Origin of the sequence: Vibrio galatheae (genome assembly GCF_000967545.1) — a bacterium.
Classification (GTDB): domain Bacteria; phylum Pseudomonadota; class Gammaproteobacteria; order Enterobacterales; family Vibrionaceae; genus Vibrio; species Vibrio galatheae.
Window position 1 is genome coordinate 1 of record NZ_JXXV01000019.1, and the last position, 24,727, is coordinate 24,727.

23 protein-coding genes are annotated in these 24,727 nt (G+C 46.9%); 12 read left to right on the forward strand and 11 right to left on the reverse strand.

The features are described from left to right. Positions 1-248 precede the first annotated feature (248 nt). Positions 249-1,256, reverse strand: coding sequence for a class II fructose-bisphosphatase (gene glpX / locus TW81_RS12405; RefSeq protein ID WP_045956050.1), 1,008 nt, complete (start codon positions 1,254-1,256; stop codon positions 249-251). 306 nt (positions 1,257-1,562) lie between these two features. Between glpX and zapB the strand changes: the two genes are divergently transcribed. Beyond that, entirely contained in the window at positions 1,563-1,805 is a 243-nt protein-coding gene (gene zapB / locus TW81_RS12410) for a cell division protein ZapB (protein ID WP_045956051.1), read from the forward strand. Between the two features lie 116 nt (positions 1,806-1,921). Here the strand turns inward: zapB and metF are convergent, their stop codons facing one another. The 3 genes from metF to TW81_RS12425 form a co-directional block, all read right to left on the reverse strand. Beyond that, positions 1,922-2,812 carry a methylenetetrahydrofolate reductase gene (metF, locus tag TW81_RS12415; RefSeq protein WP_045956052.1) on the reverse strand — a complete coding sequence of 297 codons (891 nt, stop codon included), beginning with the start codon at positions 2,810-2,812 and terminating at the stop codon, positions 1,922-1,924. Positions 2,813-3,042: 230 nt separating this feature from the next. Then, positions 3,043-5,454, reverse strand: a complete 2,412-nt coding sequence (locus TW81_RS12420; RefSeq protein WP_045956053.1) for a bifunctional aspartate kinase/homoserine dehydrogenase II — start codon at positions 5,452-5,454, stop codon at positions 3,043-3,045. Then, complete coding sequence (locus tag TW81_RS12425) at positions 5,454-6,620, reverse strand: O-succinylhomoserine (thiol)-lyase (RefSeq protein WP_045956054.1); 1,167 nt, start codon at positions 6,618-6,620, stop codon at positions 5,454-5,456. Before TW81_RS12425 ends, TW81_RS12420 begins: the two co-directional genes overlap by 1 nt. Before the next feature lie 219 nt (positions 6,621-6,839). On the opposite strand from TW81_RS12425, the gene metJ reads away from it, so the two are divergent. Beyond that, positions 6,840-7,157 carry a met regulon transcriptional regulator MetJ gene (metJ, locus tag TW81_RS12430; RefSeq protein WP_004743257.1) on the forward strand — a complete coding sequence of 106 codons (318 nt, stop codon included), beginning with the start codon at positions 6,840-6,842 and terminating at the stop codon, positions 7,155-7,157. Positions 7,158-7,271: 114 nt separating this feature from the next. Here the strand turns inward: metJ and TW81_RS12435 are convergent, their stop codons facing one another. Then, positions 7,272-8,549, reverse strand: a complete 1,278-nt coding sequence (locus tag TW81_RS12435; RefSeq protein WP_045956055.1) for a malic enzyme-like NAD(P)-binding protein — start codon at positions 8,547-8,549, stop codon at positions 7,272-7,274. A 256-nt stretch (positions 8,550-8,805) separates the two neighbouring features. Continuing rightward, positions 8,806-9,024: a 50S ribosomal protein L31 gene (rpmE, locus tag TW81_RS12440; RefSeq protein WP_045956056.1), complete on the reverse strand. Its 219-nt coding sequence runs from the start codon at positions 9,022-9,024 to the stop codon at positions 8,806-8,808. A 283-nt stretch (positions 9,025-9,307) separates the two neighbouring features. On the opposite strand from rpmE, the gene priA reads away from it, so the two are divergent. The 5 genes from priA (at position 9,308) to hslU (ending at position 15,591) form a co-directional block, all read left to right on the forward strand. Beyond that, on the forward strand, positions 9,308-11,509 hold the full coding sequence (gene priA / locus TW81_RS12445; RefSeq protein WP_045956057.1) for a primosomal protein N': 2,202 nt from the start codon (positions 9,308-9,310) through the stop codon (positions 11,507-11,509). 355 nt (positions 11,510-11,864) lie between these two features. Beyond that, complete coding sequence (cytR, locus tag TW81_RS12450) at positions 11,865-12,872, forward strand: DNA-binding transcriptional regulator CytR (RefSeq protein ID WP_045956058.1); 1,008 nt, start codon at positions 11,865-11,867, stop codon at positions 12,870-12,872. Positions 12,873-12,992: 120 nt separating this feature from the next. Continuing rightward, the gene (gene ftsN, locus TW81_RS12455) at positions 12,993-13,541 is read left to right on the forward strand and encodes a cell division protein FtsN (protein ID WP_045956059.1); all 549 of its coding nucleotides are present in this window, start codon (positions 12,993-12,995) and stop codon (positions 13,539-13,541) included. A 119-nt stretch (positions 13,542-13,660) separates the two neighbouring features. Next, the gene (hslV, locus tag TW81_RS12460; RefSeq protein ID WP_045956060.1) at positions 13,661-14,203 is read left to right on the forward strand and encodes an ATP-dependent protease subunit HslV; all 543 of its coding nucleotides are present in this window, start codon (positions 13,661-13,663) and stop codon (positions 14,201-14,203) included. 53 nt (positions 14,204-14,256) lie between these two features. Continuing rightward, positions 14,257-15,591 (forward strand): HslU--HslV peptidase ATPase subunit, encoded by a 1,335-nt coding sequence (hslU, locus tag TW81_RS12465; RefSeq protein ID WP_045956061.1) that lies wholly within the window; start codon positions 14,257-14,259, stop codon positions 15,589-15,591. Between the two features lie 63 nt (positions 15,592-15,654). Here the strand turns inward: hslU and frdD are convergent, their stop codons facing one another. The 4 genes from frdD to frdA are packed head-to-tail and all read right to left on the reverse strand — an operon-like array spanning position 15,655 to position 19,011. Further along, a complete protein-coding gene (gene frdD, locus TW81_RS12470) occupies positions 15,655-16,032 on the reverse strand; it encodes a fumarate reductase subunit FrdD (protein ID WP_045956062.1) in 378 nt (125 codons plus the stop codon). A 12-nt stretch (positions 16,033-16,044) separates the two neighbouring features. Then, positions 16,045-16,428 (reverse strand): fumarate reductase subunit FrdC, encoded by a 384-nt coding sequence (gene frdC, locus TW81_RS12475; protein WP_045956063.1) that lies wholly within the window; start codon positions 16,426-16,428, stop codon positions 16,045-16,047. 1 nt (position 16,429) lies between these two features. Then, positions 16,430-17,194 (reverse strand): succinate dehydrogenase/fumarate reductase iron-sulfur subunit, encoded by a 765-nt coding sequence (locus TW81_RS12480; protein WP_045956064.1) that lies wholly within the window; start codon positions 17,192-17,194, stop codon positions 16,430-16,432. Next, positions 17,194-19,011, reverse strand: a complete 1,818-nt coding sequence (gene frdA / locus TW81_RS12485) for a fumarate reductase (quinol) flavoprotein subunit (protein WP_045956065.1) — start codon at positions 19,009-19,011, stop codon at positions 17,194-17,196. The genes TW81_RS12480 and frdA overlap by 1 nt, the downstream gene beginning before the upstream one ends. 414 nt (positions 19,012-19,425) lie before the next feature. On the opposite strand from frdA, the gene epmA reads away from it, so the two are divergent. From epmA to cysE, 5 genes are all read left to right on the forward strand, one after another. After that, positions 19,426-20,397 (forward strand): elongation factor P--(R)-beta-lysine ligase, encoded by a 972-nt coding sequence (gene epmA / locus TW81_RS12490; RefSeq protein WP_045956066.1) that lies wholly within the window; start codon positions 19,426-19,428, stop codon positions 20,395-20,397. A 272-nt stretch (positions 20,398-20,669) separates the two neighbouring features. After that, positions 20,670-21,104 (forward strand): rhodanese-like domain-containing protein, encoded by a 435-nt coding sequence (locus TW81_RS12495; RefSeq protein WP_045956067.1) that lies wholly within the window; start codon positions 20,670-20,672, stop codon positions 21,102-21,104. Positions 21,105-21,262: 158 nt separating this feature from the next. After that, complete coding sequence (gene secB / locus TW81_RS12500) at positions 21,263-21,730, forward strand: protein-export chaperone SecB (RefSeq protein ID WP_045956068.1); 468 nt, start codon at positions 21,263-21,265, stop codon at positions 21,728-21,730. A 167-nt stretch (positions 21,731-21,897) separates the two neighbouring features. Beyond that, positions 21,898-22,929 (forward strand): NAD(P)H-dependent glycerol-3-phosphate dehydrogenase, encoded by a 1,032-nt coding sequence (gpsA, locus tag TW81_RS12505; protein ID WP_045956069.1) that lies wholly within the window; start codon positions 21,898-21,900, stop codon positions 22,927-22,929. 52 nt (positions 22,930-22,981) lie between these two features. Next, positions 22,982-23,803, forward strand: coding sequence for a serine O-acetyltransferase (cysE, locus tag TW81_RS12510; protein WP_045956070.1), 822 nt, complete (start codon positions 22,982-22,984; stop codon positions 23,801-23,803). A 156-nt stretch (positions 23,804-23,959) separates the two neighbouring features. On the opposite strand, the gene TW81_RS12515 is transcribed toward cysE, so the two are convergent. Then, positions 23,960-24,499, reverse strand: coding sequence for a PadR family transcriptional regulator (locus TW81_RS12515; protein WP_084715895.1), 540 nt, complete (start codon positions 24,497-24,499; stop codon positions 23,960-23,962). Positions 24,500-24,727 lie beyond the last annotated feature (228 nt).

The following is a 24,727-nucleotide window of genomic DNA, read 5'->3' on the forward strand; positions in this document are numbered from 1 at the left end:
GTCTAACGACTCGGCTTTCGTCGTTTAAGAAGCCCGTTGCTGACGCAACGGGCTTTTTGCGTATTGGTCTACTGGTAGTGCGCTATCTATGGACAACACCGGAGCGTGCTGTTTCTTGATATACGATAAAAAATAACCAAGTTGGTTTTCGTACTTGGGAAGTCAACACCATGAGGGTTTTCTAAGGCTAGAAAAAAAGGGTTGCCCCAAAAGCCAACCCTGCAATATTTTCACCGCTTTACTTTTTCTTAAAGAATAATATCTCTAACCTCAGGATCTTTGCGCTCTAAGTAGTGCGTTGATTTAATGCGGCGAATCGTGCGGCAACGGCCACGGATCAATAGTGTCTCCGTGGTGGCAATATTACCTTGGCGTGAAATGCCATCGAGCAAATCACCTTTAGTAATACCTGTAGCTGAAAAGACGACATTGTCGCTGCGCGCCATATCTTCCATCTTCAATACGACATTCGCTTTTACACCCATCTCTTCACAGCGTTTAAGCTCTGCCGCACCGTAGATGCGGTTTTCTTCACTGTCACCTTTGACTTCATGACGAGGTAATAGGCGACCATGCATATCGCCATCGAGTGCACGGATAACCGCAGCTGAAACAACACCTTCAGGAGCACCGCCAATGCAGTACATGACATCGACCTCACTGTCTGGCATACAAGTTAGGATAGAGGCGGCTACGTCGCCATCAGGCACAGCAAACACTCGTACTCCCATCGCTTGCATCTCTGCGATGACATGGTCATGGCGTGGTTTAGCAAGAGTTATGACAACCAATGTATCTAGAGTCTTATTGAGTGCTTGTGCAATGTGCTCAAGATTTTCTTTGAGTGGCTTGTGTAAGTCGATACAGCCTTTTGCACCCGGACCAACGACCAACTTCTCCATGTACATATCAGGCGCTTTAAGGAAGCTGCCCTTCTCGCCTGCTGCGAGTACCGCAAGTGCGTTAGACTGTCCCATCGCTGTCATACGCGTGCCTTCAATTGGATCTACTGCGATATCTACCTCGTCCCCGCCAATGCCGACGTGTTCACCGATATACAGCATAGGAGCATCATCGATTTCTCCTTCGCCGATTACGATTTCGCCCCTGATCTCGGTTTTGTTCAGTAGGCTACGCATCACTTCAACTGCGGCGCCATCGGCTGCATTTTTATCGCCTCGGCCAAGCCATTTGTATCCGGCCAATGCAGCTCCCTCAGTAACTCGAGAAAATGACATTGCTAAATCGCGTTTCATGAAGACTCCAAAGTAGTAGGAAAAGATAAAAACGGGCGAATTTTAGCATATCAATAAGGAAACGTTTGCTTTTTTGCTCTGGCAACGATTGAACTGGATCAATCTAACGGGTTAAATTAGGTAAAAGATGCCGCGAACAGAAGAGATGTAAAGCGCGTGTCAATTTACGCTGGTTTTTTAATCGAATGGTGAAAAAACTACAATATAGAGCGTGTTTATCCGCTCTTGCCTGAGTAGAATGGTTGCAAATGGTTTTGGTACATAGGTAACCAAAACCTCCACCGAACAATAGATAGGTAGGCTAAGATGTCTTTTGAAGTGTTAGAACAACTAGAAGCAAAAATCCAAACTGCAGTAGATACAATTGCTCTTCTACAAATGGAAGTTGAAGAACTGAAAGAAGAGAAAGAGAAACTGGCAACTGAAGCTAATGAGCTGCGTAGCAACCGCGAAGAGCTAGAGCAAAGAACTCAGCAGATGCAACAAGAGCATGCAGCATGGCAAGAACGTATCCGTAGCTTGCTAGGCAAAATGGACGAAGTTGAGTAATCTGTTACTCTCGATTTGATGAGGCTGAACATAGTGTTCAGCCTTTTGTTTATTAGTTAAAAAAATAGCCAATAAAGTTATTGGCTATTGCGAACAGTGACTACCTTTAGTTAAGACTATGCTTTAGGGCGAACGCCTAATGTATGGCATAACGCATAGGTCATTTCTGCACGGTTAAGAGTGTAGAAGTGGAAATCTTTTACTCCTTCACGACTCAGTGTACGCACCATGTCGATAGCTTGACTTGCTCCAACCAACTGGCGTGTTGTCGGATCATCATCTAACCCCTCAAACTGTTTCACCATCCAGCCTGGAACTTTAACGTTGTTCTGCGCTGCAAAGCGCGAAGCTTGCTTGAAGTTCGATACGGGTAGAATCCCTGGGACGATTTCTACGTCAATGCCTGCCGCGACACAGCGGTCTCGAAAACGCAAGTAACTTTCTACATCAAAGAAGAACTGGGTAATGGCTCGGTTGGCGCCGGCATCTACTTTACGTTTCAGGTTGAGCAGATCTGCTTGTGCGCTTTTTGCTTCTGGATGCACTTCAGGAAAAGCCGCCACTGAAATGTCGAAGTCATGGCGTTCTTTTAACAGCGTGACTAAGTCAGATGCATACATGTCAGGTTTGCCGCCACCCGGTGGAATATCACCGCGCAGTGCTACGATACTTTGAATGCCATTCGCCCAGTAGTCATCAGCAATTTGGATTAGCTCTTCGCGCGATGCATCAATGCAAGTGAGATGCGGAGCGGCAACCAGACCAGTTTGGTCTTTGATTTCTTTGATGATTGAGTGAGTACGATCTCGCTCACCTGAATTTGCACCGTAAGTGACGGAGACAAATTTTGGTTGGAGAGTTTTTAGGCGGTGGACTGAGTTCCAAAGTGTCTCTTCCATTTTTTCACTGCTTGGTGGAAAAAACTCAAACGACACATTGATATTGTCAGACAGTTCGGCGATATTTTGATTCAAGGCGTCGATATGACCCGCGTGTGTGTATCCCATCTTACTCTCCCTATGGCCACCCAGAGCCGGTAAAACTCTAAAATTCCAAATTTACGTTTAGACGTCTATATGTCTACAGAATGAATTGAATACGATTTAATGTCAATAATGTGATTATGAATTTTTTTCAACTTAATTATGAGTTGGTTTCAAGTTTGGCTGATGTGGCTGAATCTTGGAGAATTTCGTAGAGAGCAAAAGGGCGCAGAGTGGAATCTGCGCCCGTGTGGTTAGAGTAAGCTAGATAGGAGGTTTAAGTCAGACTGAATCGCCCCGGCTGTCACTTCTCGTCCTGCTCCAGGCCCTCGAATGACGAGTGGGTTGTCCTTGTACCATTTACTCTCGATCGCAAAGATGTTGTCACATGGCAAAAGGTTAGCGAGGGCATGCTCTTTATTGAGTGCTTCAACCCCGACCGTTGCTTTGCCATTTTTTTCAAGACGAGCCACGTATCTTAGGACTTTATCCTCACGTTGCGCTCGCTCAAGGCGTTCTGCGAGCAGTTCACTGAGCAGACTACTCTTATCAAGAAACTCGTCGAGAGAAAGCGTAGCGAGCTCCTCTGGGACTAAGCTTTCCACTTTTACCGCTTCTGGCTCCAGCGCTAATCCCGACTCGCGTGCCAAGATGACCAGCTTACGCATCACGTCAGAGCCATCTAAATCACTACGAGGGTCAGGTTCTGTTAGTCCTTGTTGCCAAGCAAGGTCGACTAGTTCGGCAAATGGCACACTGCCATCGTATTGTTGGAACAACCAAGAGAGTGTGCCTGAGAAGATTCCGGATAGGGCGGTAATATCATCGCCACTTTCGCGTAAATCACGGACAGTATGGTTGATCGGCAATCCGGCTCCTACAGTGGCATTATATAGCCAATGACGGTTGATCTTGGCGAACGCATCTTGAACCTGATGGTAGTAGTGACTTGATGCTGAACCCGCTATCTTATTGGCGGAGATGAGGTGCATACCTTGTTCGGCAATTTCTAAATAACGTTCGGCTAAGGTTTGACTGGCGGTGACGTCTAGCACAACAAGATCGTCATAGCCTTGGATGGCTCCTAGCTTTTCAATCCAATCTTGACCTTCATGGCTGATGGCCTCTTCATCAAAATGTGCGCTGACTTTGCTGGCATCAATGCCTTGAGGATCGAACCAGTATGATTGACTGTCGATGACGGCCACTAGCTCAAAGTTCATGCCGTGACGTTTTTCTAACTCACTTTTTTGTTCAGCAAACAGATCTAGCCAACTCGAACCGATGTTTCCTTTGCCACACAACGCAATTGCGACTCGTTTTTGAGCTTGGAACAACTGGCTATGTATCGCCTTGACTAGTGGCTCAGTGTCGGTCGTGCGCAGAATGGCGACCAAACTCAATCTTGAACGCGACTCAGAAATAAACTCAACTGGGGAGGCTTTAAGCTGCTGATAGAAACCGTAGCAGTGGTTGGCATTTTTTGTCACACCAGCACCAACGGCTGCGACCATCGAATAGCCTTCTTTGAGTTTTATTTCCGCTTCAATGGCGGAATCTTGGAGATACTCAAGAGCTCCGCCAACAATTTCACTGGTATAGGCTAAACGGATACTGTGCTTGTCGGGCTGGACTTCAAACGTCAGTGGTTCAAGCTGAGCTCTTTTAAGACTAGCTAGCACTTCATTTTGGATTCGCTCGAAGTCGTGGCCGGAGGCAAAATTAAGTTGAATCAACAGCACTTCATCCAGTGAAGAGATAATTTTTGCTCCCCGTCCTGATGCGAGCACACGTTCAATACGTGTTGAGCCGGACTCTGGCTGATAGCTACAGCGCAAATGTAAATCCATCGCGCTTTGAGCGACAGGTTGTAAAGTTCGACTATGAAGGACTGGTGCGGCAAGTCGTGCTAGTTCACTCGCTTCATCTAAACGCAGCAGTGGTAACAAGCAGGCATCAGAGACTAAGCGTGGATCTGCGCTATATACACCTGCGACGTCACTCCAAATAGTGACGCGCTTGGCTTCAGCCAGTGCACCGATGACAGTCGCGGAATAATCTGAGCCATTGCGGCCTAGTAAAACGGTGCGGCCTTGTTTGTCTTGGGCCATAAAGCCAGTGATAACGACTCTATGGTGGGCATGTTGGATTAGCGCTTCTTTGGTGAGTGGATAAGAGGCGCCAAAATCTATCTCTGGTTGTGTGCCAGCTTCGGCGCGTAAAAATGCTCGTGCATCTTGAGCCACTGCGGGCTGAGCATTCTGATTTAGCAATGCGGCGAGTAGGCGTGATGACCAAACTTCACCGTGGCCTAACACCGCAGATTTCTGTGCTTCGTCCAAAGGGTAACTCAGCTCTCCCAGCGTGCTGAATTCATCCTGTAGGGTAGCGAGAAGTTTTTCTTGCTCGTCTCCTTCAATCAGTGCTTCGACTAATTCGGTTTGAAATTGACGTAGAGATTGAAGTTCTTCATGGGCGATACGACCATCTTTGTTCAAAGCATCGAGGAACGCAATTAGGCGATTGGTAGTCTTGCCTGCAGCCGACACAACAATCAAATCTTCAGTTTGGGAATACTCTTTTAATATAGCCACCACACGGCGATAGCATTCCGGATCGGCTAGGCTACTTCCGCCGAATTTATGTAACTGGCGCTGCGTGGTCATTAGAACGACTCCTTAGCCTTGGCAAAGGCTTGCGCTAGATCGGCAACAAGGTCTTCCGCATCTTCCAGTCCAACAGACAGTCGTAATAGCTGCTGAGATACGCCAGCTTCAGCCAGTGCCGCTTCGCCCATCGCACGGTGTGTCATTGACGCTGGGTGGCAAATTAAACTCTCTACACCACCTAAAGATTCGGCAAGTGAAAACAGTTCAAGTTGGCCGACAAAGAATTTGAGTTGTTCAAAACTGCCCGCGAATTCAAAACTCAGCATCGAACCAAAACCGGTCTGCTGCTTTTTAGCAATTTCATGACCTGGATGCTGAGGCAGGCTTGGGTGATAAATTTTGCCGACCAAATCTTGAGTTTGTAAAAAGCTCAGGATTTGCTTTGAGCTCTCTTCGTGGACTTTCATCCGAGCGCCAAGCGTGCGTATACCACGCAAGGTCATATAGCTATCAAATGGTGTGCCTGTTGCACCAATGCAGTTGCCCCACCACGCTAGCTCTTCGGCATGCTGCTCTGACTTGGTGATCACCACGCCACCGATTACGTCTGAGTGACCGTTAATGTATTTCGTCGTTGAGTGAATAACGAAGTCAGCGCCAAGTTCCAGTGGTTTTTGGAAAATCGGTGTTAAGAAGGTATTGTCGACAGCAACAAGAGCGCCAACCTGTTTGGCTTTCGCGCACACGTCTGCGATATCCACAACACGTACTAATGGGTTGGAAGGTGTCTCAAGGAGGATCAATTTCGGCTTTTGAGCCAAAGCGTCGGCAAATGCCGTTTGGTCAGATTGGTCGACAAAACGTACTTTGAAATCACCTTTATTTGCGCGGGTATTGAACAGACGATAAGTACCACCATAGCAATCGTGTGGGGCAATAATCAGGTCATCAGGCCCCAAGAACGCTGAAACCCACAAGTTTAGTGCAGAAGTACCACAGTTAGTGACCACAGCGCCTGTGCCTGATTCAAGTTCATAAAGGGCGGTTTCTAGCAAGCCTCTATTCGGGTTGCCGGAACGGGTATAGTCATATTTTGGTACTTCACCAAAAGCAGGAAAGCCATAGTTGGTCGAGAGGTAAATAGGTGGAACAACTGCGTGATGCTGAGTGTCAGACTCGATACCAGTACGTACCGCGATTGTGGCTGGTTTGCGGGTGCTCATAAGTGTTTCCTTTCGAACTTTAGTGACTTCTATTTGGGAATACGATATACCTTTATCGTGTTGGATATATGTTATTCCCCTCCCATATCTGCTCACTTTACTTGTCATTTTTGTGGACGTCAACACTTCTAGACGTCTATATGTCTTTGCTTGTGGCTATAAATACCGCTAAAATTGGGGATTCTATTTTCAACCATAAAAAATAACGAAAGGTGCGCAATGGCAGATTGGAATGGCGAATACATTAGCCCATATGCTGAGCATGGAAAGAAAAGCGAACAAGTAAAGAAGATTACCGTTTCTATTCCATTGAAAGTATTAAAGGTTTTGACTGATGAGCGTACGCGCCGTCAGATTAATAACCTACGCCACGCAACGAACAGTGAGCTATTGTGTGAGGCTTTTTTGCATGCTTACACCGGTCAACCGCTGCCGACGGACGAAGACTTGCGTAAAGACCGCCCGGACGATCTCCCTGCTGAAGTGAAAAAGCTGATGACGGAGATGGGGATTGAGTTCGAATCTTTCGACGAATAATTAAAAATAATCGCACCAATTCAACTCTCGCCTGCTGACGAAATTACGATTCAAAAAAACCGCTGTGGAATGACAGCGGTTTTTTATTGGCAATGAGATTAGGGTCAGTGGAGCCTAGTTAGCCAGATAGTTTTCTGGCATTTCGATGCGGGCAACCCCTGAATCAACGGCTGCTTGAGCTACAGCTCTTGCTACGCGTGGTAGTAGGCGTGGATCCATTGGCTTTGGAATAATATAGCCCGGTCCGAATGACAAGGATTCAACTCCAGCTGCGGCAAGCACCTCTACTGGCACTTCTTCTTTGGCAAGTTGGCGGATGGCTTCAACCGCCGCAAGCTTCATTTGATCATTAATTTCACTGGCACGAACATCTAATGCGCCGCGGAAAATAAATGGGAAACAAAGTACGTTGTTCACCTGATTTGGGTAGTCACTACGCCCTGTGCCCATGATCAGATCATTGCGCACATCGTGTGCCAGCTCAGGTTTGATTTCTGGATCTGGGTTAGAACAAGCAAATACAACTGGTTTATCAGCCATTAGCTTAAGCGCTTCAGGAGAGAGTAAGTTTGGTCCTGATACCCCGAGGAACAGATCGGCACCGTCAATAACATCTTCGAGTGTGCGTTTATCTGTGTTGTTGGCAAACAGCTGTTTGTACTCGTTGAGGTCTTCACGGCGAGTGTGAATCACGCCTTTTCGATCCAGCATGTAGATTTTCTCACGCATCGCGCCACATTTAATCAATAGCTCCATACAGGCTACTGCAGCAGCACCCGCGCCAAGACATACGATGGTTGCGTCTTCCAACTTCTTCCCTTGAAGTTCAATCGCGTTCAGCATCCCCGCTGCGGTAACAATTGCTGTACCGTGCTGATCATCGTGGAATACAGGGACATCACAACGTTCGATCAGTTGCTTTTCGATTTCGAAACAGTCTGGCGCCTTGATATCTTCTAAGTTGATACCGCCAAAGGTATCAGCAATGTTGGCAACGGTATCAACGAACTCTTCGATAGTGCGGTGCTTGACTTCAATATCGATGGAATCTAGACCTGCGAAGCGTTTGAACAGTAGAGATTTACCTTCCATAACGGGTTTTGATGCCAGAGGACCTAAATTGCCTAAACCAAGAATCGCCGTACCATTTGAGATGACGGCAACCATGTTGCCTTTTGATGTGTACTTGTAGGCGTTGTCAGCATTTTGCGCAATTTCACGAACTGGCTCGGCAACACCTGGGCTGTATGCGAGCGCGAGATCTTTCGCTGTTTCTGCGGCAGTTGTAAGGGCGACTTCAATCTTGCCCGGAGTTGGGTAAGCGTGGTAATCCAACGCTTGCTGACGAAATTGTTCTTCTGCGGATAATTCTTGGTGATTGTCATCTGACATAGGTGTAGGTACTCGTTAATAATTATATGGATGGGGGAAATCCATTCTAGAGTAACTAAGTCAAGCTGCCTAGGTCAGAATGCGAGCTAAACCTATAAAAAGTAGTAAATGACTGGAGATAAGACCAGATAAACAGAGATATGGCTAGCGAATATCGGGTTTGATAAACGATTACTCTGAAAAATAGAAAAGCTTAATAAGACAAGTAGCAAAAAAGGACGCCTGAGCGTCCTTTTTAGATTCGGTTAAGCAGAAATTATTTCTTGCTTGATAGAGCACCGAAACGCTTGTTGAAGCGATCAACACGGCCGCCTGTATCAACGATACGTTGCTTACCAGTGTAGAATGGGTGACATTTGTCACATACGTCTAGGTGGATTGACTCTTTACCTAGCGTTGAGTTGAACTCAAAAGAGTTGCCGCAAGAACAAGTCGCTTTTACTGCTTTGTATTCTGGGTGGATACCAGCTTTCATGGGAGAACCTCTATGTATAGGCCGTGTCGCTATCCGATTCTAAGCCGGACACCACACGTAGTTAATAAAATACCTTTCTAGATACCGCTACTACAGCGAGAGCCATATCTCTAAGGCGCGATATATTAATGAATAGCTGATTTAGGATCAACCAGTTTAGACCTGAAATTGCTACTTTTTTAGCCTGAGTTAATCGTAGTGCCATAATCGACCTCTCTTTCCACTGCCTAGCTTTTCCCTTAGACTAGCTCCCGTAACCTTTCACTGAGCTGTATAGCCTATTATGCGACCAACAATTGCGCGCGTGGCGCTGCCCGTACCACTCGATAAACAGTTTGATTATCAGATCCCTAGCCACCTATTTCCTATTATCGGTGGTCGAGTTTCTGTCCCGTTTGGGCGTCAAACCTTGGTCGGAATCGTCACGGCGATGGTCAATGAATCGGAATTTGGCCTTGATAAGCTCAAGCCAATTAAACAGGTGCTTGATAACCAACCTGTTTGGTCAGAACAGCTCTATTCGCTGTTATTGTGGTGCAGTCAGTTCTATCAGTATCCATTGGGCGATACTCTGTTTAATGCAATGCCAAGTGCGCTGCGCAAAGGTAAGGCGGCAGATTTTGCAACGCTGGTGGAATGGCAACTCACCCCGCAAGGGCGTGATCAATTGATGCAAGGCTTTGGGCGAGCAGTTAAGCAAGCCAAAGTGATGCAGATGCTCGAATCCGGGGCCGTTCCTCATCAACGATTCGTCGATGAAGAGATTGCTTCTACAACGTTAAAAACACTGGCAGAGAAAGGCTGGATCGAATCCGTGGAGAAAAAGCCGATCATTCGAGATTGGCGCCGCGATGTCGAAGCTGACGTTAATAAGCCTAAACTCAACGCAGAGCAGGTGGTCGCCATTGCGTCGGTTAACAGTGGTGAAGGGTTTGCTTGTTATTTGCTTGAAGGGGTGACAGGTTCGGGGAAAACCGAAGTTTATCTCAACTTGATTAAACCAGTTCTTGAACAAGGCAAGCAAGCCTTGGTACTCGTGCCTGAAATTGGCTTAACGCCTCAAACCATCAACCGCTTTAGAAAACGCTTCAACGTTCCAGTTGAGGTCATTCATTCCGGGTTAAATGATACTGAGCGGCTCAACGCCTGGCTTAGTGCGCGCGACAATGCCTCGGGCATTGTCATTGGTACGCGTTCAGCCTTGTTAACGCCTTTTGCCAATCTCGGCATCATTATTGTCGATGAAGAGCATGACTCGTCCTACAAGCAGCAAGACAGTCTGCGTTACCATGCCCGTGATGTTGCGGTGATGCGTGCCAATAAAGAGCGAATCCCAATTATTCTTGGCTCGGCCACACCAGCTTTAGAGACATTACATAATGCACTGACAGGTAAATATCACCATTTAACGCTGTCTGCACGTGCAGGTAGTGCGACGCCAACCACCAATAAAGTGCTTGATGTGAAAGGACTCTATCTTGAAAGCGGACTTTCTGCGCCACTAATTGCTGAAATGCGTCGTCATTTAAAGTCGGGCAATCAAGTAATGTTGTTTTTAAATCGGCGAGGTTTTTCTCCTGCTTTGATGTGCCATGAGTGTGGTTGGATTGCGGAATGTAAACGCTGTGATGCCTATTACACCTACCACCAAAATAGCAACGAAATTCGTTGCCATCATTGTGGTTCACAGCAGCCAATTATCCATCAATGCCAAGGTTGCGGTTCGACACATTTAGTCACGGTCGGCGTCGGGACTGAACAATTGGAAAAGCAGCTGGCGGAGCTATTTCCCGAGTACAAAACCATTCGAATCGACAGAGACAGTACAAGGCGAAAAGGCAGTTTAGAGAGTGCGCTTAGCGCCATTCGAAATGGCGAATATCAAATTTTAATTGGCACTCAAATGCTTGCCAAGGGGCACCATTTCCCTGATGTAACCTTAGTGGCATTGCTTGACGTTGATGGTTCGCTTTACAGCAGCGATTTCAGAGCATCAGAGCGCTTAGCGCAATTGTTTATTCAAGTCGCAGGTCGAGCAGGCAGGGCGAGTAAACCAGGGGAAGTGGTACTGCAAACCCACCATCCTGAGCACAGTCTTTTACAAGCGCTATTAACTAAGAGCTATCGGCATTTTGCTGAAACAGCACTGCAGGAGCGTAAACTGGCTCAGTTACCACCGTACTCGTTCCTTACTCTGTTTAAAGCTGAAGCGAACCAATCACAGCCTGTTGAAGAATTTTTGCGTCAGGTGCGTCATACCTTGGAAGCGCATCCTTTGTTTGATGATTGTTGCCAAGTGTTAGGCCCAACCCCTGCACCATTGGCTAAGCGCGCTGGAAAGTACCGCTGGCAACTGCTGCTACAAACCCAAAGTCGACCGACTATGCAAAAACTGCTTGCGAGCGCCAAGCCCGCGATTCAGATCCTGCCCAATGCGAAGAAAGTGCGTTGGAGCTTAGACATTGAGCCGCAAGATCTCAGCTAATCCAATCAAGTGGTGTGTTTTTATGGAACTCTAGCGGTGAGGCAAGGTATGGCGGCTAATAATATTCACACCTTTTTCATTTATTTGTGATTAAGATCTCTCATTAGCTGCCGATTTTGTTAAATCTCCCGTAACTTTGTGTTTTGAAATGAATAAACTAAGTCTTGGCAAATTGCTGATCTCACGGAATCGGTGAAAAGCTAAACGTTTGCTCAATACAAATGGATAACAAGATAGGTATTTTAGCCTACAAGTCGACATCAATTTGGCCGTTCAACCGATGCGATGCATTTCAACTAGAGGCTTAGGTGGCGTTTGAGCTGCCAAATTTGGAAATGAAGAGGGTTAAGAAATTATGGCGACAATGAAGGATGTTGCCCAGCTTGCGGGAGTTTCAACAGCGACAGTATCGAGAGCGCTAATGAACCCAGAAAAGGTATCGTCAGCGACAAGGAAGAGAGTCGAAGATGCTGTTTTAGAAGCTGGTTACTCACCAAACTCGTTGGCGCGCAATCTGCGTCGTAATGAATCAAAAACAATCATCGCAATCATTCCTGATATCTGTGATCCCTACTATACCGAAATTATCCGCGGCATAGAGGATGCAGCAATGGAGCATGGCTACATCGTGCTATTGGGAGACAGCGGGCAGCAAAAAAAACGTGAAAGCTCATTTGTTAACTTAGTTTTTACTAAGCAAGCGGATGGTATGTTGCTGCTAGGGACCGATCTACCATTCGATGTTAGCAAACCTGAGCAAAAGAATTTACCACCTATGGTCATGGCTTGTGAGTTTGCCCCTGAACTAGAACTGCCAACAGTACACATCGATAACCTGACCTCTGCTTTTGAAGCGGTTAACTACCTGACACAGATGGGACACAAGCGTATTGCACAAATTTCTGGTCCAGAGTCGGCGGCGCTATGCCAATTCCGTCACCAAGGCTACCAGCAAGCATTGCGTCGCGCGGGTATCGCGATGAATAGCAATTATTGCACCTATGGAGACTTTACGTTTGAAGCGGGTGCGAAAGCCATTCGTCAGCTCTTGGCCTTGTCTGATGCACCAACAGCGGTATTTTGTCACAACGATGCAATGGCAATTGGTGCGATACAAGAAGCGAAAAAGCTAGGCCTGCGTGTACCGCAAGACCTCTCTATTGTTGGCTTTGATGATATCCATTTTGCGCAATATTGCGATCCTCCGTTAACGACTATCTCTCAGCCTCGCTATGAAATCGGACGTCAGGCAATGCTGATGATGCTTGAGTTGTTGCGTGGGCATGATGTTCGAGCGGGTTCAAGGCTATTAGAGACTAAGCTGGTCGTGCGTGAAAGTGCCGCGCCACCACGAGTTCTTTAATTGACAACCTTACCCAAGCGGCGCATTTTTGATGCGCCGCTTCCATTTCTACTCTGTCATCGAATGACAATCTGCATTAACATGTCGGCAGTGGCAATTGAAGGTATTGATGTTTAACTAGTGGCGAATCGAGATTACGTAAAAAGAGGCCGTGGCGGAAGTAGCCGCAAGCCTACCAAAAAGCAGTCTTCCTCACGTCGTAAGCCTTGGCGTAGTGGGTTATTGGCAATTTTATTGGTCAGCATATTTGGCTATGGCTTGTATGTGCTAAGTAATGACCCGGAGCCACCCGCACCAGTTGTTGAACCTGTCAAACCCAGACCTAAGCCGAAACCACAGGCCAAGTTGCCGCCACCGCCAGAAGAAGAGTGGGATTATGTTGAGAGCTTGCCGAACCGTGAGGTTGAAGTAAAAGCTAAAGAGCAAGTGGTGTCGGAGATCCCTTACATTATGCAGTGTGGCGCTTACAAGACGGCTCAACAGGCAGAAACACGTAAGTTAGATATTGCCTTCCAAGGTATCAGTAGTAAGATTCGTAAGAAAGAAGACAGCAGTTGGTATCGTGTCGTGCTTGGGCCATACAAATTTAAGCGTGATGCTGAACGTGATAAGCACAAACTGCAACGCGCTAAAATAGAGCCTTGTGCGATCTGGAAAGAAGCCCAATAAACGTAGCAAAGCGAGCCGATTGGCTCGCTTTTTTGATTATACATCTCCCTTGAATTTCGCAATTGAGAGCCTCATATAGTTTTTAACACTGAGATTAAAACAATTATGAGGCCCTACTCGTGACTACCATTGTATCTGTACGTCGAAACAACAAAGTCGTCATCGCTGGTGATGGACAAGTGTCTTTGGGTAACACAGTAATGAAGGGCAATGCGCGCAAAGTGCGTCGCCTATACAATAACAAAGTTCTTGCTGGCTTTGCTGGTGGTACGGCTGACGCGTTCACTTTATTTGAAAAGTTCGAAAGCAAGTTGCAAATGCACCAAGGTCATCTCACTAAAGCGGCCGTTGAATTGGCTAAAGATTGGCGCAGCGATCGAGCATTGCGTAAGCTTGAAGCTCTGTTGGCAGTAGCTGATGAAACTGCCTCTCTGATCATTACTGGTAACGGTGATGTGGTTCAGCCTGAAAATGATCTAATTGCTATTGGTTCGGGTGGTAACTTCGCCCAGGCGGCGGCGACTGCTCTGCTTGAAAACACCGATCTGGATGCGCGTGACATCGCGGAGAAATCGCTCAAAATCGCCGGTGATATCTGTGTGTTTACCAACCATTATCACACTATCGAAGAACTAGAAATCCCTGCGGCTCCAGTAGAGTAACGCTCAGCGGAACAAGCAAAGATAGTGGCCACAAGAATTTAAGGAAACTGACTATGTCTGAAATGACTCCTCGTGAAATCGTTCATGAGCTTAATCGCCATATTATTGGTCAAGAAAAAGCTAAGCGCTCAGTGGCGATTGCACTGCGTAACCGCTGGCGTCGTATGCAGCTTGAAGAAAGCCTGCGTGTAGAAGTAACACCGAAAAATATTTTGATGATTGGCCCAACAGGTGTAGGTAAAACGGAAATCGCCCGTCGCTTAGCGAAACTTGCCAATGCGCCATTTATCAAAGTGGAAGCGACTAAATTCACCGAAGTCGGTTATGTTGGTAAAGAAGTGGAAACGATCATTCGTGACTTAACGGATGTTGCCATCAAGATGACTCACCAGCAAGCGATGGAAAAAGTGAAATTCCGTGCTGAAGAGCAGGCGGAAGAACGCATTCTTGATGCGCTATTGCCACCAGCACGTGATGCTTGGGGCCAAAACGAACAGCAAGATGAAGGCTCATCAAATACACGTCAAGTTTTCCGTAAAAAGCTACGTGAAGGCAAACTAGACGACAAAGAGATTGAAGTCGATGTTGCCGCGCCGCAAATGGGTGTTGAAATCATGGCGCCTCCTGGCATGGAAGAGATGACCAACCAGCTGCAGGGTATGTTCCAAAACTTAGCTGGCGACACCAAGAAAAAACGTAAGCTAAAAATCAAAGATGCGTTTAAAGCGTTAACGGAAGAAGAAGCTGCGAAACTGGTCAACCAAGAAGAGTTAAAAGAGCAGGCGATCTTTAACGTTGAAAACAACGGTATCGTATTTATCGATGAGATCGATAAAATCTGTAAGCGTGGCGAAAGCTCAGGGCCTGACGTCTCTCGTGAAGGTGTTCAACGCGATCTATTGCCTTTAATCGAAGGCAGTACGGTTTCTACTAAGCATGGCATGGTAAAAACGGATCATATTTTATTCGTTGCCTCAGGGGCCTTCCAAGTAGCAAAACCGTCAGATTTGATCCCTGAACTGCAAGGTCGTCTGCCAATTCGTGTTGAACTGGAAGCGTTATCAAGCAACGACTTCAAACGTATTTTGACTGAGCCAAAAGCGTCTCTGACGGAGCAGTACATCGCCTTAATGAAGACAGAAGATGTCGATATCGACTTTACTGAAGAAGGTATCACACAAATCGCTGAGGCTGCTTGGACAGTCAACGAAACCACAGAAAACATTGGTGCACGCCGCCTGCATACGGTTATGGAACGCTTAATGGATGAAATTTCGTTTGAAGCAACCGATAAGCCAGGTTCTAAACTGACGATTGACGCAGAATATGTCAAAGCCAAACTAGGAGACACGATTGAAGATGAAGATCTAAGTCGCTTTATTCTTTAGTCAGTAACACAAACAACAAGCCCGCTCAAGATAGCGGGCTTTATTTTGTTTATAGTTTGGCGATTAGACCATAAAAATAAAGATAACCGATAGCGCTGAAATCAAGCCCGCAAACGCGTAGCAAGCTACTTTGCCAACAATACCTGTGTGGAACTTAAGGTCGTGCATACCGTGGTGGACACGGTGCATGGCATGCCACATTGGTAGTGCGAGCGTACCAATGATGAATAGCGCGCCGATAATGCTGGTGGAGAAATCTGCCACTCTTTCATAGCTCAGTGCTTCAGCATTGATGATACCTAATGGCGCAAGCACACCCAGCACTAGAATAGTGACAGGAGTTATCATGGCGAACCATGTACCACCTGCGCCAAACAATCCCCACCAAATTGGCTCATCTGAACGTTTAGGGGCTCTATCAACAGAAAAATTCGTTTTCATAGTCTTAGCTCCTTAAACGACAATTAGAACGATCAGTGAGATAAACGCGACAGCTGCCCATTGAGTCAATACGACGATTTTTTTATCGACAGCTTTACCTTTCAGGCGAATCGGCATCACTTGTGGCATCATGCTAAAGAAGGTTTGAGCATGCAGTAGGCTACCCGCCAGCGCGACGATATTAATCGCGACTACTACAGGGTTGGCCATAAATCCGAGCCAACTGTGCCATGCTTCAGGCCCTTTCACTAACGATCCCAGACCGAAAGTCAGGAAGATGGTGAACAGGATCAGTGGAAGCACAGTCGCTTCTCGCAACATATAAAAGCGGTAGAACGGATGATCTTTCCACCAAGTGCGTTTTACTTCGCGAACGTAAGGTTTACGATTGCTCATCCTATGCCTCCTCAGCGGGTTTTGCTGGTTTGCCATCTGGCTTCAACATCGCAATCACGAAATCCATTGAAGACTCGACTTTGCCTTGGTTTACAGCCGCAGCCGGATCGACGTTCTTCGGACAGACTTCAGAGCAGTAGCCAACGAAAGTACAACCCCAAGCTCCATTCTCGCCGTTGATTAATTGCATACGCTCTGCTTTACCATTGTCACGACTGTCTAGGTTGTAACGATGTGCCAGTGTCAGAGCCGCTGGGCCAATGAACTCAGGATTCAAACCAAACTGAGGGCAGGCGGCGTAGCAAAGACCACAGTTGATACAACCAGCAAATTGCTTGTATTTCGCCATTTGCTCTGGGGTTTGAAGATTGGTGCCATCTTCCGGTTTACGATCGTTACCTATGATGTAAGGCTTAATTGCCTCTAAACGCTCAATAAATGGAGTCATATCGACAATCAAATCTTTCTCGATAGGGAAGTTTGCTAGTGGCTCGATCTTTACCCCATTCGGGTAATCACGTAAGAAGCTCTTACAGGCCAATTTCGGTACGCCGTTGACCATCATGCCGCATGAACCACAAATAGCCATACGACAAGACCAGCGGTAGGAGAGATCTTTGTCGAGGTTGTCTTTGATGTAACCCAATGCGTCGAGCGTTGACATAGTGTCATCGAAAGGAACTTCAAAGGTCTGGAAGTGTGGCTCTGAGTCTTTCTCAGGGTCATAACGCAGAATTTCTACTTTTTGGATACGATTGCCTGACATTATGCTTGCTCCTCTGCGTTGTTTTGGGCTGCTTTCGCGGCTTCTTCAGCAGCGGCTTTCTCTGCGGCTTCACCGTATAGACGCGCTTTCGGTTGAGACTTAGTAATGGTCACGTTGCTGTAGTCGATACATGGTGCGGCATCTTGTTGGAAGAACGCCAGCGAGTGCTTGAGGAAGTTGACATCGTCACGATCAGTACAGCCATCGTCTAGGCGTTGGTGCGCACCACGAGACTCTTTACGCAAGATGGCCGAGTGAACCATCGCCTCTGCGACTTCCAGACCATATCCCACTTCGATCGCGTAAAGCAGATCGGTGTTGAACACCTTGCCTTTGTCTTTAATGCTGATTTTCTTGTAACGTTCTTTTAGTTCAGTGATCTTGTTGATGGTCTCTTGCATCAAATCTTCTTGACGATAGATACCACAGCCCGCTTCCATGGTGTGACCCATTTCAGTACGGATCTCTGCCCAGTTCTCATCACCCTCTTGATTCATCAATGCGGCGATACGTTCTTCAACTGCTTTCACTTGCGCTTCGATAGAGGCTTCATTCCAGCCTTTAAATTCCGCAGCGCGTTTCACGGCATGTTCACCAGCGACACGGCCAAATACGACAAATTCCGCCAGCGAGTTTGAACCTAAGCGGTTAGCACCGTGAAGACCAACTGATGCACATTCACCGACCGCGAATAAGCCTTTAATGCGCGTTTCACATTCGCCATTGGTCTCGATACCGCCCATGGTGTAGTGAACCGTTGGACGAATTGGAATCGGCTCTTTGGCAGGATCCACGTTGACGTAAGCTTTGGCCAATTCGCAGATGAACGGTAGACGTTCTTGTAGGTACTCTTCACCCAGATGGCGCAGATCGAGATGCACCACATCACCAAGCGGGTGTTTGATGGTGTTGCCTTTCTGCTGTTCGTGCCAGAACGCTTGCGACACTTTGTCTCGTGGGCCGAGTTCCATGTATTTATTTTTCGGTTCGCCAACGGGGGTTTCCGGCCCCATACCGTAGTCTTGTAGGTAACGGTAACCATCTTTGTTGACTATGATGCCACCTTCACCACGGCAACCTTCGGTCATCAGGATACCTGTACCTGGAAGACCTGTCGGGTGGTATTGAACAAACTCCATATCACGTAGCGGAACGCCGTGACGATAAGCCATTGCCATGCCATCACCAGTAACGATACCGCCGTTAGTGTTGCAGTGGTAAACGCGACCAGCACCGCCAGTGGCTAGTACCACCGACTTGGCTTTAATGGTAATCAGCTCACCTTCTGACATGTGGATGGCAATCAAACCTTGCACTTCACCGTCATCAACAAGCAGATCTACCACAAAGTACTCATCAAAGCGTTTGATGTTGTCATACTTCATTGACGTCTGGAATAGGGTATGAAGCATATGGAAGCCGGTTTTGTCGGCGGCGAACCAAGTACGCTCTACCTTCATCCCGCCAAAACGGCGCACGTTGACCTCGCCATTATCTTTACGGCTCCATGGGCAACCCCATTGCTCCATTTGGATCATTTCGCGTGTCGCGTTTTCGACAAAGTATTCAACAACGTCCTGTTCACATAGCCAGTCACCACCGCCAACAGTGTCGTTGAAGTGGTTGTCTAAGCTATCTTCATCCTTGATAACTGCGGCTGAGCCACCCTCTGCCGCGACCGTATGGGAACGCATTGGATAAACTTTGGAAATAAGTGCTACTTCTAAGTCAGGGTTTGCTTCAGCGGCTGCAATAGCAGTGCGAAGACCAGCGCCGCCAGCGCCGATGACTGCGATATCTGTGATGATAGTTTGCACAGTTATCCTCCAGTGTGGTTTTGCGGAGTGTTCCGCTTGTTATAGTGGTTTGAGGCATCAATTCCCCAAAAGTGGTAGGGGTAGTGTAGAGGAGCAAATTGACAGAAAAATTGATGCATTTAGGTTTTTGCTTCAGTTGTGCAAGTAAAGGCATAAAAAATATAGCTTATGTGACTGTTATCACGGCAAGAAATGATGGATAGATAAGTAAACAAAGGAAGAAGTTACATCTTGGTTTATTGATATTAGCCGAGCAAATAGCGCTGAGTGAGTAGCGATTTTTTGTGCTGTAATACGCAGAATGCTTGCTTCAGATGGTTGCAATGATTCGCATGTAATCAGCAGTCATTTTACTAGGCAAAAAAGGTCAAACTTGTTATTTTCTCGCCCAAGTAGAGAGATGAGATTTTGAACATGAGTACTCAGTGGCAGCCAACCGCATCGATTGAACAGCTAAAACGACGGGCAGATATATTGGCGCAGATACGTCAGTTTTTTGCTCAGCGTGACGTCATGGAGGTCGATACGCCCGCCATGAGTCATGCGACGGTGACGGATATCCATCTGCATACCTTTCAGACCGAATTTGTTGGTCCGGGTTACGCGGGTGGCAGCAAGCTCTATTTTATGACCAGTCCTGAATTTCATATGAAGCGTTTACTTGCTGCGGGCAGCGGTTGCATCTACCAAATCAATAAAGCCTTTCGCAATGAAGAGAATGGCCGCTACCACAATCCAGAGTTCACTATGCTGGAGTGGTATCGAGTCGACTTTGATCACCACAAGCTGATGGATGAAATGGATGATCTATTGCAGTTGGTGTTGAAGTGTGGCGCAGCGCAGCGCATGACTTATCAGCAAGCCTTTCTTGATGTGTTAGGTGTATGCCCGTTGGAAGGCTCGATGCAAGAGTTGAAAGTCGTCGCAGGTAAGTTGGGCTTGAGTGATATTGCAGAGCCAGAGGATGATCGCGATACCCTGTTGCAACTGCTGTTCAGCATTGGCGTGGAAGGCAAGATTGGCCAGAAAGTGCCAGCATTTGTGTACGATTTCCCCGCATCACAAGCAGCGCTAGCAAAAATTAACGAGCAAGATCAGCGCGTAGCGGATCGTTTTGAGGTGTATTTTAAAGGAATTGAGCTAGCGAACGGCTTTCATGAACTCGATAATCCCCAAGAACAGCTAAATCGATTTGAGCAGGATAATAGCAAGCGTGTGACGATGGGATTAAGTGCCCAGCCGATTGATCACCATTTAATCGCCGCATTAGAGGCGGGGTTACCGGAGTGTGCTGGCGTTGCATTAGGCGTTGATCGCTTAATTATGCTGGCGATCGGTTGTGATCATATCGATCAAGTGACGGCCTTTCCTTTCCCTATCGCTTAGAGAAATGTGCAACAGATTCTTATTCTGCGTGTATTTGACTCGCGCAGGCATCTTAACCTCGCTATACTTCAAAACTGAATTTTTAGCCTAGAGCCGCAATCCCCTTCATATTTGAAGTGACAGCGTTGTTGACGGCGTTAATTCATCCTAATCACATAGAGCCTCTATGCTCATAGGACTGAACTGACTTGCCGCCTAGCTGTAGCTCCAACTATTTTGGGTATTCAACCTTTTATTGGAAGCGGCGGTTCTATCATCAAAGAGCACAGAACATGCAAGAGTACATCGCATTTTTTCAAGAGAACATGATTCTTTCTTTGGTATGGGTTGGTCTACTGGTCGCCCTTATCATGAACATCGTAAAATCAAGCACTGCAGCGTATAAAGAAATTACCGCAGCGCAGACCACTCACCTGATGAACCGTGAAAGTGGCGTTGTGGTGGATATCCGTAGTAAGGATGAATTCCGCAAAGGCCATATTACTGAGGCAGTTCACATTTTGCCGTCTGACATTAAAGCGGGTAATTTCGCTAGCCTTGAAAACCACAAATCTGACCCAATCATTGTTGTGTGCAAGTCGGGTCAAACGGCACAAGAGAGTGCTAACCTTCTTGCTAAAGCAGGTTTCGAAAACGTAAATCTACTTAAAAATGGTTTGATTGCTTGGAGTGAAGCAAACATGCCTTTGGTTAAAGGTAAGAAGTAATTCAAACACCGAATGCCTAAAACGCTGATTGAAAAATCGGCGTTTGTTTTAGAGAGATGTGAAGGGTTCCACGAAATTTACAGGAACCCTAGTCATAGCAAGCTCTCTCAGTTAGTCTCAAATCAGACTATTTATCGCAGGATTAAAGGATTTAAAAAATGGCTGAAGCAGCACCACAACAAGAAGCACAAAACTTCGCAATTCAACGTATCTTCCTTAAAGATGTTTCTTTCGAAGCGCCTAACTCTCCAGACATGTTCCAAAAAGAGTGGAACCCAGATGTTAAACTGGATCTAGACACTCAAAGCCGTGAGCTAGGTGAAGGTGTCTACGAAGTGGTTTTACGTCTAACTGTGACAGTTAAGAACGCAGAAGATACCGCATTCCTATGTGAAGTTCAGCAAGGTGGTATCTTCACTGCTGAGAAGATGGAAGCTGGTCAACTTGCACATTGTCTAGGTGCATTCTGCCCGAACATCCTATTCCCTTACGCTCGTGAAACTATCTCAAGCTTAGTGGTTAAAGGTACGTTCCCACAACTAAACCTAGCACCAGTTAACTTTGATGCTCTGTTTATGAACTACCTACAGCAGCAAGCTCAGCAAGAAGGCCAAGTTGAAGCGTAATGACTGACTCCTCGTAAGAGGTGCGGTATAAAATGCACAGAGTGTCTGTTTGGATGCGATGTGCATTTTTTGTTTAAGCACTGGGTTCTTGTGACTAATTTTTAGTAAATCGACGCTAAAGATTAGCGATAAGATTCTAGTCAACCCAATGACAATCAGGCGGAAAAATGAAAGACAAGACCAATAATGCCTACGGTAAAGAGATCGCAATGACCGTGCTTGGTGCGGGTTCCTACGGTACCTCTCTGGCGATCTCGCTCGCACGTAACGGGGCGAACGTCGTAATTTGGGGCCATGATGCCGAGCATATGGCGCGCCTAGAGGCCGATCGCGCTAACCATGAGTTTCTACCGGGCATTGAGTTTCCATCGTCATTAATCGTCGAGTCAGACTTAGAGAAAGCGGTGCAAGCAAGTCGCGATCTACTGGTCGTGGTGCCAAGTCATGTATTTGGCATTGTGCTTAACAACGTGAAGCCATTCCTACGCCAAGACTCGCGTATCTGTTGGGCAACCAAAGGTCTTGAGCCTGAAACGGGTCGCCTCCTTAAAGACGTCGCACATGAAGTGTTAGGCGAAGGTTACTCACTGGCGGTTCTGTCTGGGCCAACCTTTGCTAAAGAGCTAGCGATGGGAATGCCAACGGCGATTTCAGTTGCATCACCTGACAGTGACTTTGTTGCTGATCTGCAAGAGAAAATTCACTGCAGCAAAACTTTTCGTGTTTACGCGAATAGCGATTTTATCGGCATGCAGCTTGGTGGCGCGGTGAAAAACGTGATAGCGATTGGTGCAGGTATGTCTGATGGTATTGGTTTTGGTGCCAATGCGCGTACCGCTTTAATCACTCGTGGTTTAGCTGAAATGACGCGTTTAGGTGCTGCACTGGGAGCACAGCCAGAAACCTTTATGGGCATGGCAGGGCTTGGCGATTTAGTTCTCACTTGTACTGACAACCAATCGCGCAACCGCCGCTTTGGGTTGGCGTTAGGCCAAGGTAAAGATGTTGATACGGCACAACAAGAAATCGGCCAAGTGGTTGAGGGTTACCGTAATACCAAAGAGGTTTACCTGCTGGCTGAACGCATGGGCGTCGAGATGCCAATTGTTGACCAAATTTATCAAGTATTGTATCAAGGAAAAGATGCGAACTTAGCGGCGAAAGATTTGCTCGCTCGTGATAAGAAAGCGGAAGCATAAAGGCAGCAATACTTGACTTAGTATCTCTAGGGATTAAGTACTAGGAAATGACATGAAACATTGTGAAAAACAGAAGGTTTGGCAGACCATTGTTAAGGAAGCGCGAGAGCTTTCGGAGCAAGAGCCAATGTTAGCAAGCTTCTATCATGCGACGATCATCAAGCATGATAGCTTGAGCGCGGCGTTAAGTTATATTCTGGCGAATAAACTTAATACGGCGTCAATGCCCGCGATGGCGGTACGAGAAGTGGTCGAAGAAGCCCTTAACTCTGACCCGAACATCAGCGCTGCAGCCGCTTGCGACATCTGTGCTACGGTAACTCGAGACCCAGCAGTTGCAATGTACTCAATGCCATTATTGTACTTAAAAGGCTATCACGCATTGCAAGGCTATCGCGTGGCAAACTGGTTGTGGAAACAAGGTCGTATTGCGTTGGCCACTTATCTGCAAAACCAAATTTCAGTGGCGTGTCAGGTTGATATTCACCCTGCTGCTAAGATTGGTCGTGGCATTATGCTTGATCACGCGACAGGCATAGTGATCGGTGAAACCGCCGTCGTGGAAGATGATGTGTCCATTTTGCAGGACGTCACATTAGGTGGTACTGGTAAAGAGTGCGGTGACCGTCACCCGAAAATCCGCGAAGGCGTCATGATTGGTGCGGGTGCTAAGATACTCGGCAATATCGAAGTGGGCGAGGGGGCTAAGATTGGCTCATGCTCTGTCGTGCTGCAGCCTGTTCCAGCGCATACTACCGTCGCGGGTGTGCCTGCTAAGATAGTTGGCAGACCGAAAACAGATAAACCGTCGTTGGATATGGACCAGCAGTTTAACGGCCGTTCGCAAAGTTTTATCGGTGGTGATGGAATTTAACCAATCACTAGCTCGGCACCGACTGCTCACGATTGGGGTCAGAACACAAAAAAGGGGTTGATGCTTCCACATCAACCCTTAAATTTATCTCGCTTCTCGCTTCTCGCTTCTCGCTTCTCGCTTCTCGCTTCTCGCTTCTCGCTTCTCGCTTCTCGCTTATGCGAGCTCGTTTAGCTCAATGAGTACTTCTTCAGCCCACTGAATCCACGCTTGGCGAGTCAGTAGGTTTCTGCGTAATGTTAGGCGCTCTAGGCGTTGTTGTTTGTCGAGGGTTGCCGTCGTTGAGTAGTACGCGTTTTCAATATCTTGATAGTGGGCGACCAATTTACGTGACTCTTCCACTAGTTCAGCAAGCTGTGTACGGTAAGGTGCCGATGGTTGAACCGCGCAAGCCATTAGCTTAGCAGAGAACTCATCACGAACCGTTGGGTGAGAAGTTGGTTGGTCGAACCATTCACCTAGCGCGACACGCCCGGAATCAGTAATGGAATAGACTTTACGGTCAGGTTTGCCTTCTTGAGGTTCAAGAACGCAGGTTACGAGGTTATTTTGAGCCATCTTGTTAAGTTCGCGATAAACTTGCTGGTGGCTTGCTTTCCAAAAATAGCCAATAGTGGCAGAAAATTCTTTTGTGATATCGTAGCCAGTCGCGTCGCGAGTGCTGAGTACGGTTAAGATAACGTGTGGTAATGACATGTCTTCAATCCAAATGGTCAATAAACTACTAAATACAACCACTTCATTCATGTTGTGCTTCTTAATGGCACAAATCATCAGTAGAAAAAGTGGCACCAACAATGTTGGTCATGTCACCTAAAAAAGCCGTTTATCACCTAGGATCGACAACAAAATTATCGAAATGCTTCAGCGTGTAGATTTTATATAAGTCACTGCAGCGGTCAGGTAGTATATCTAAATAATAAG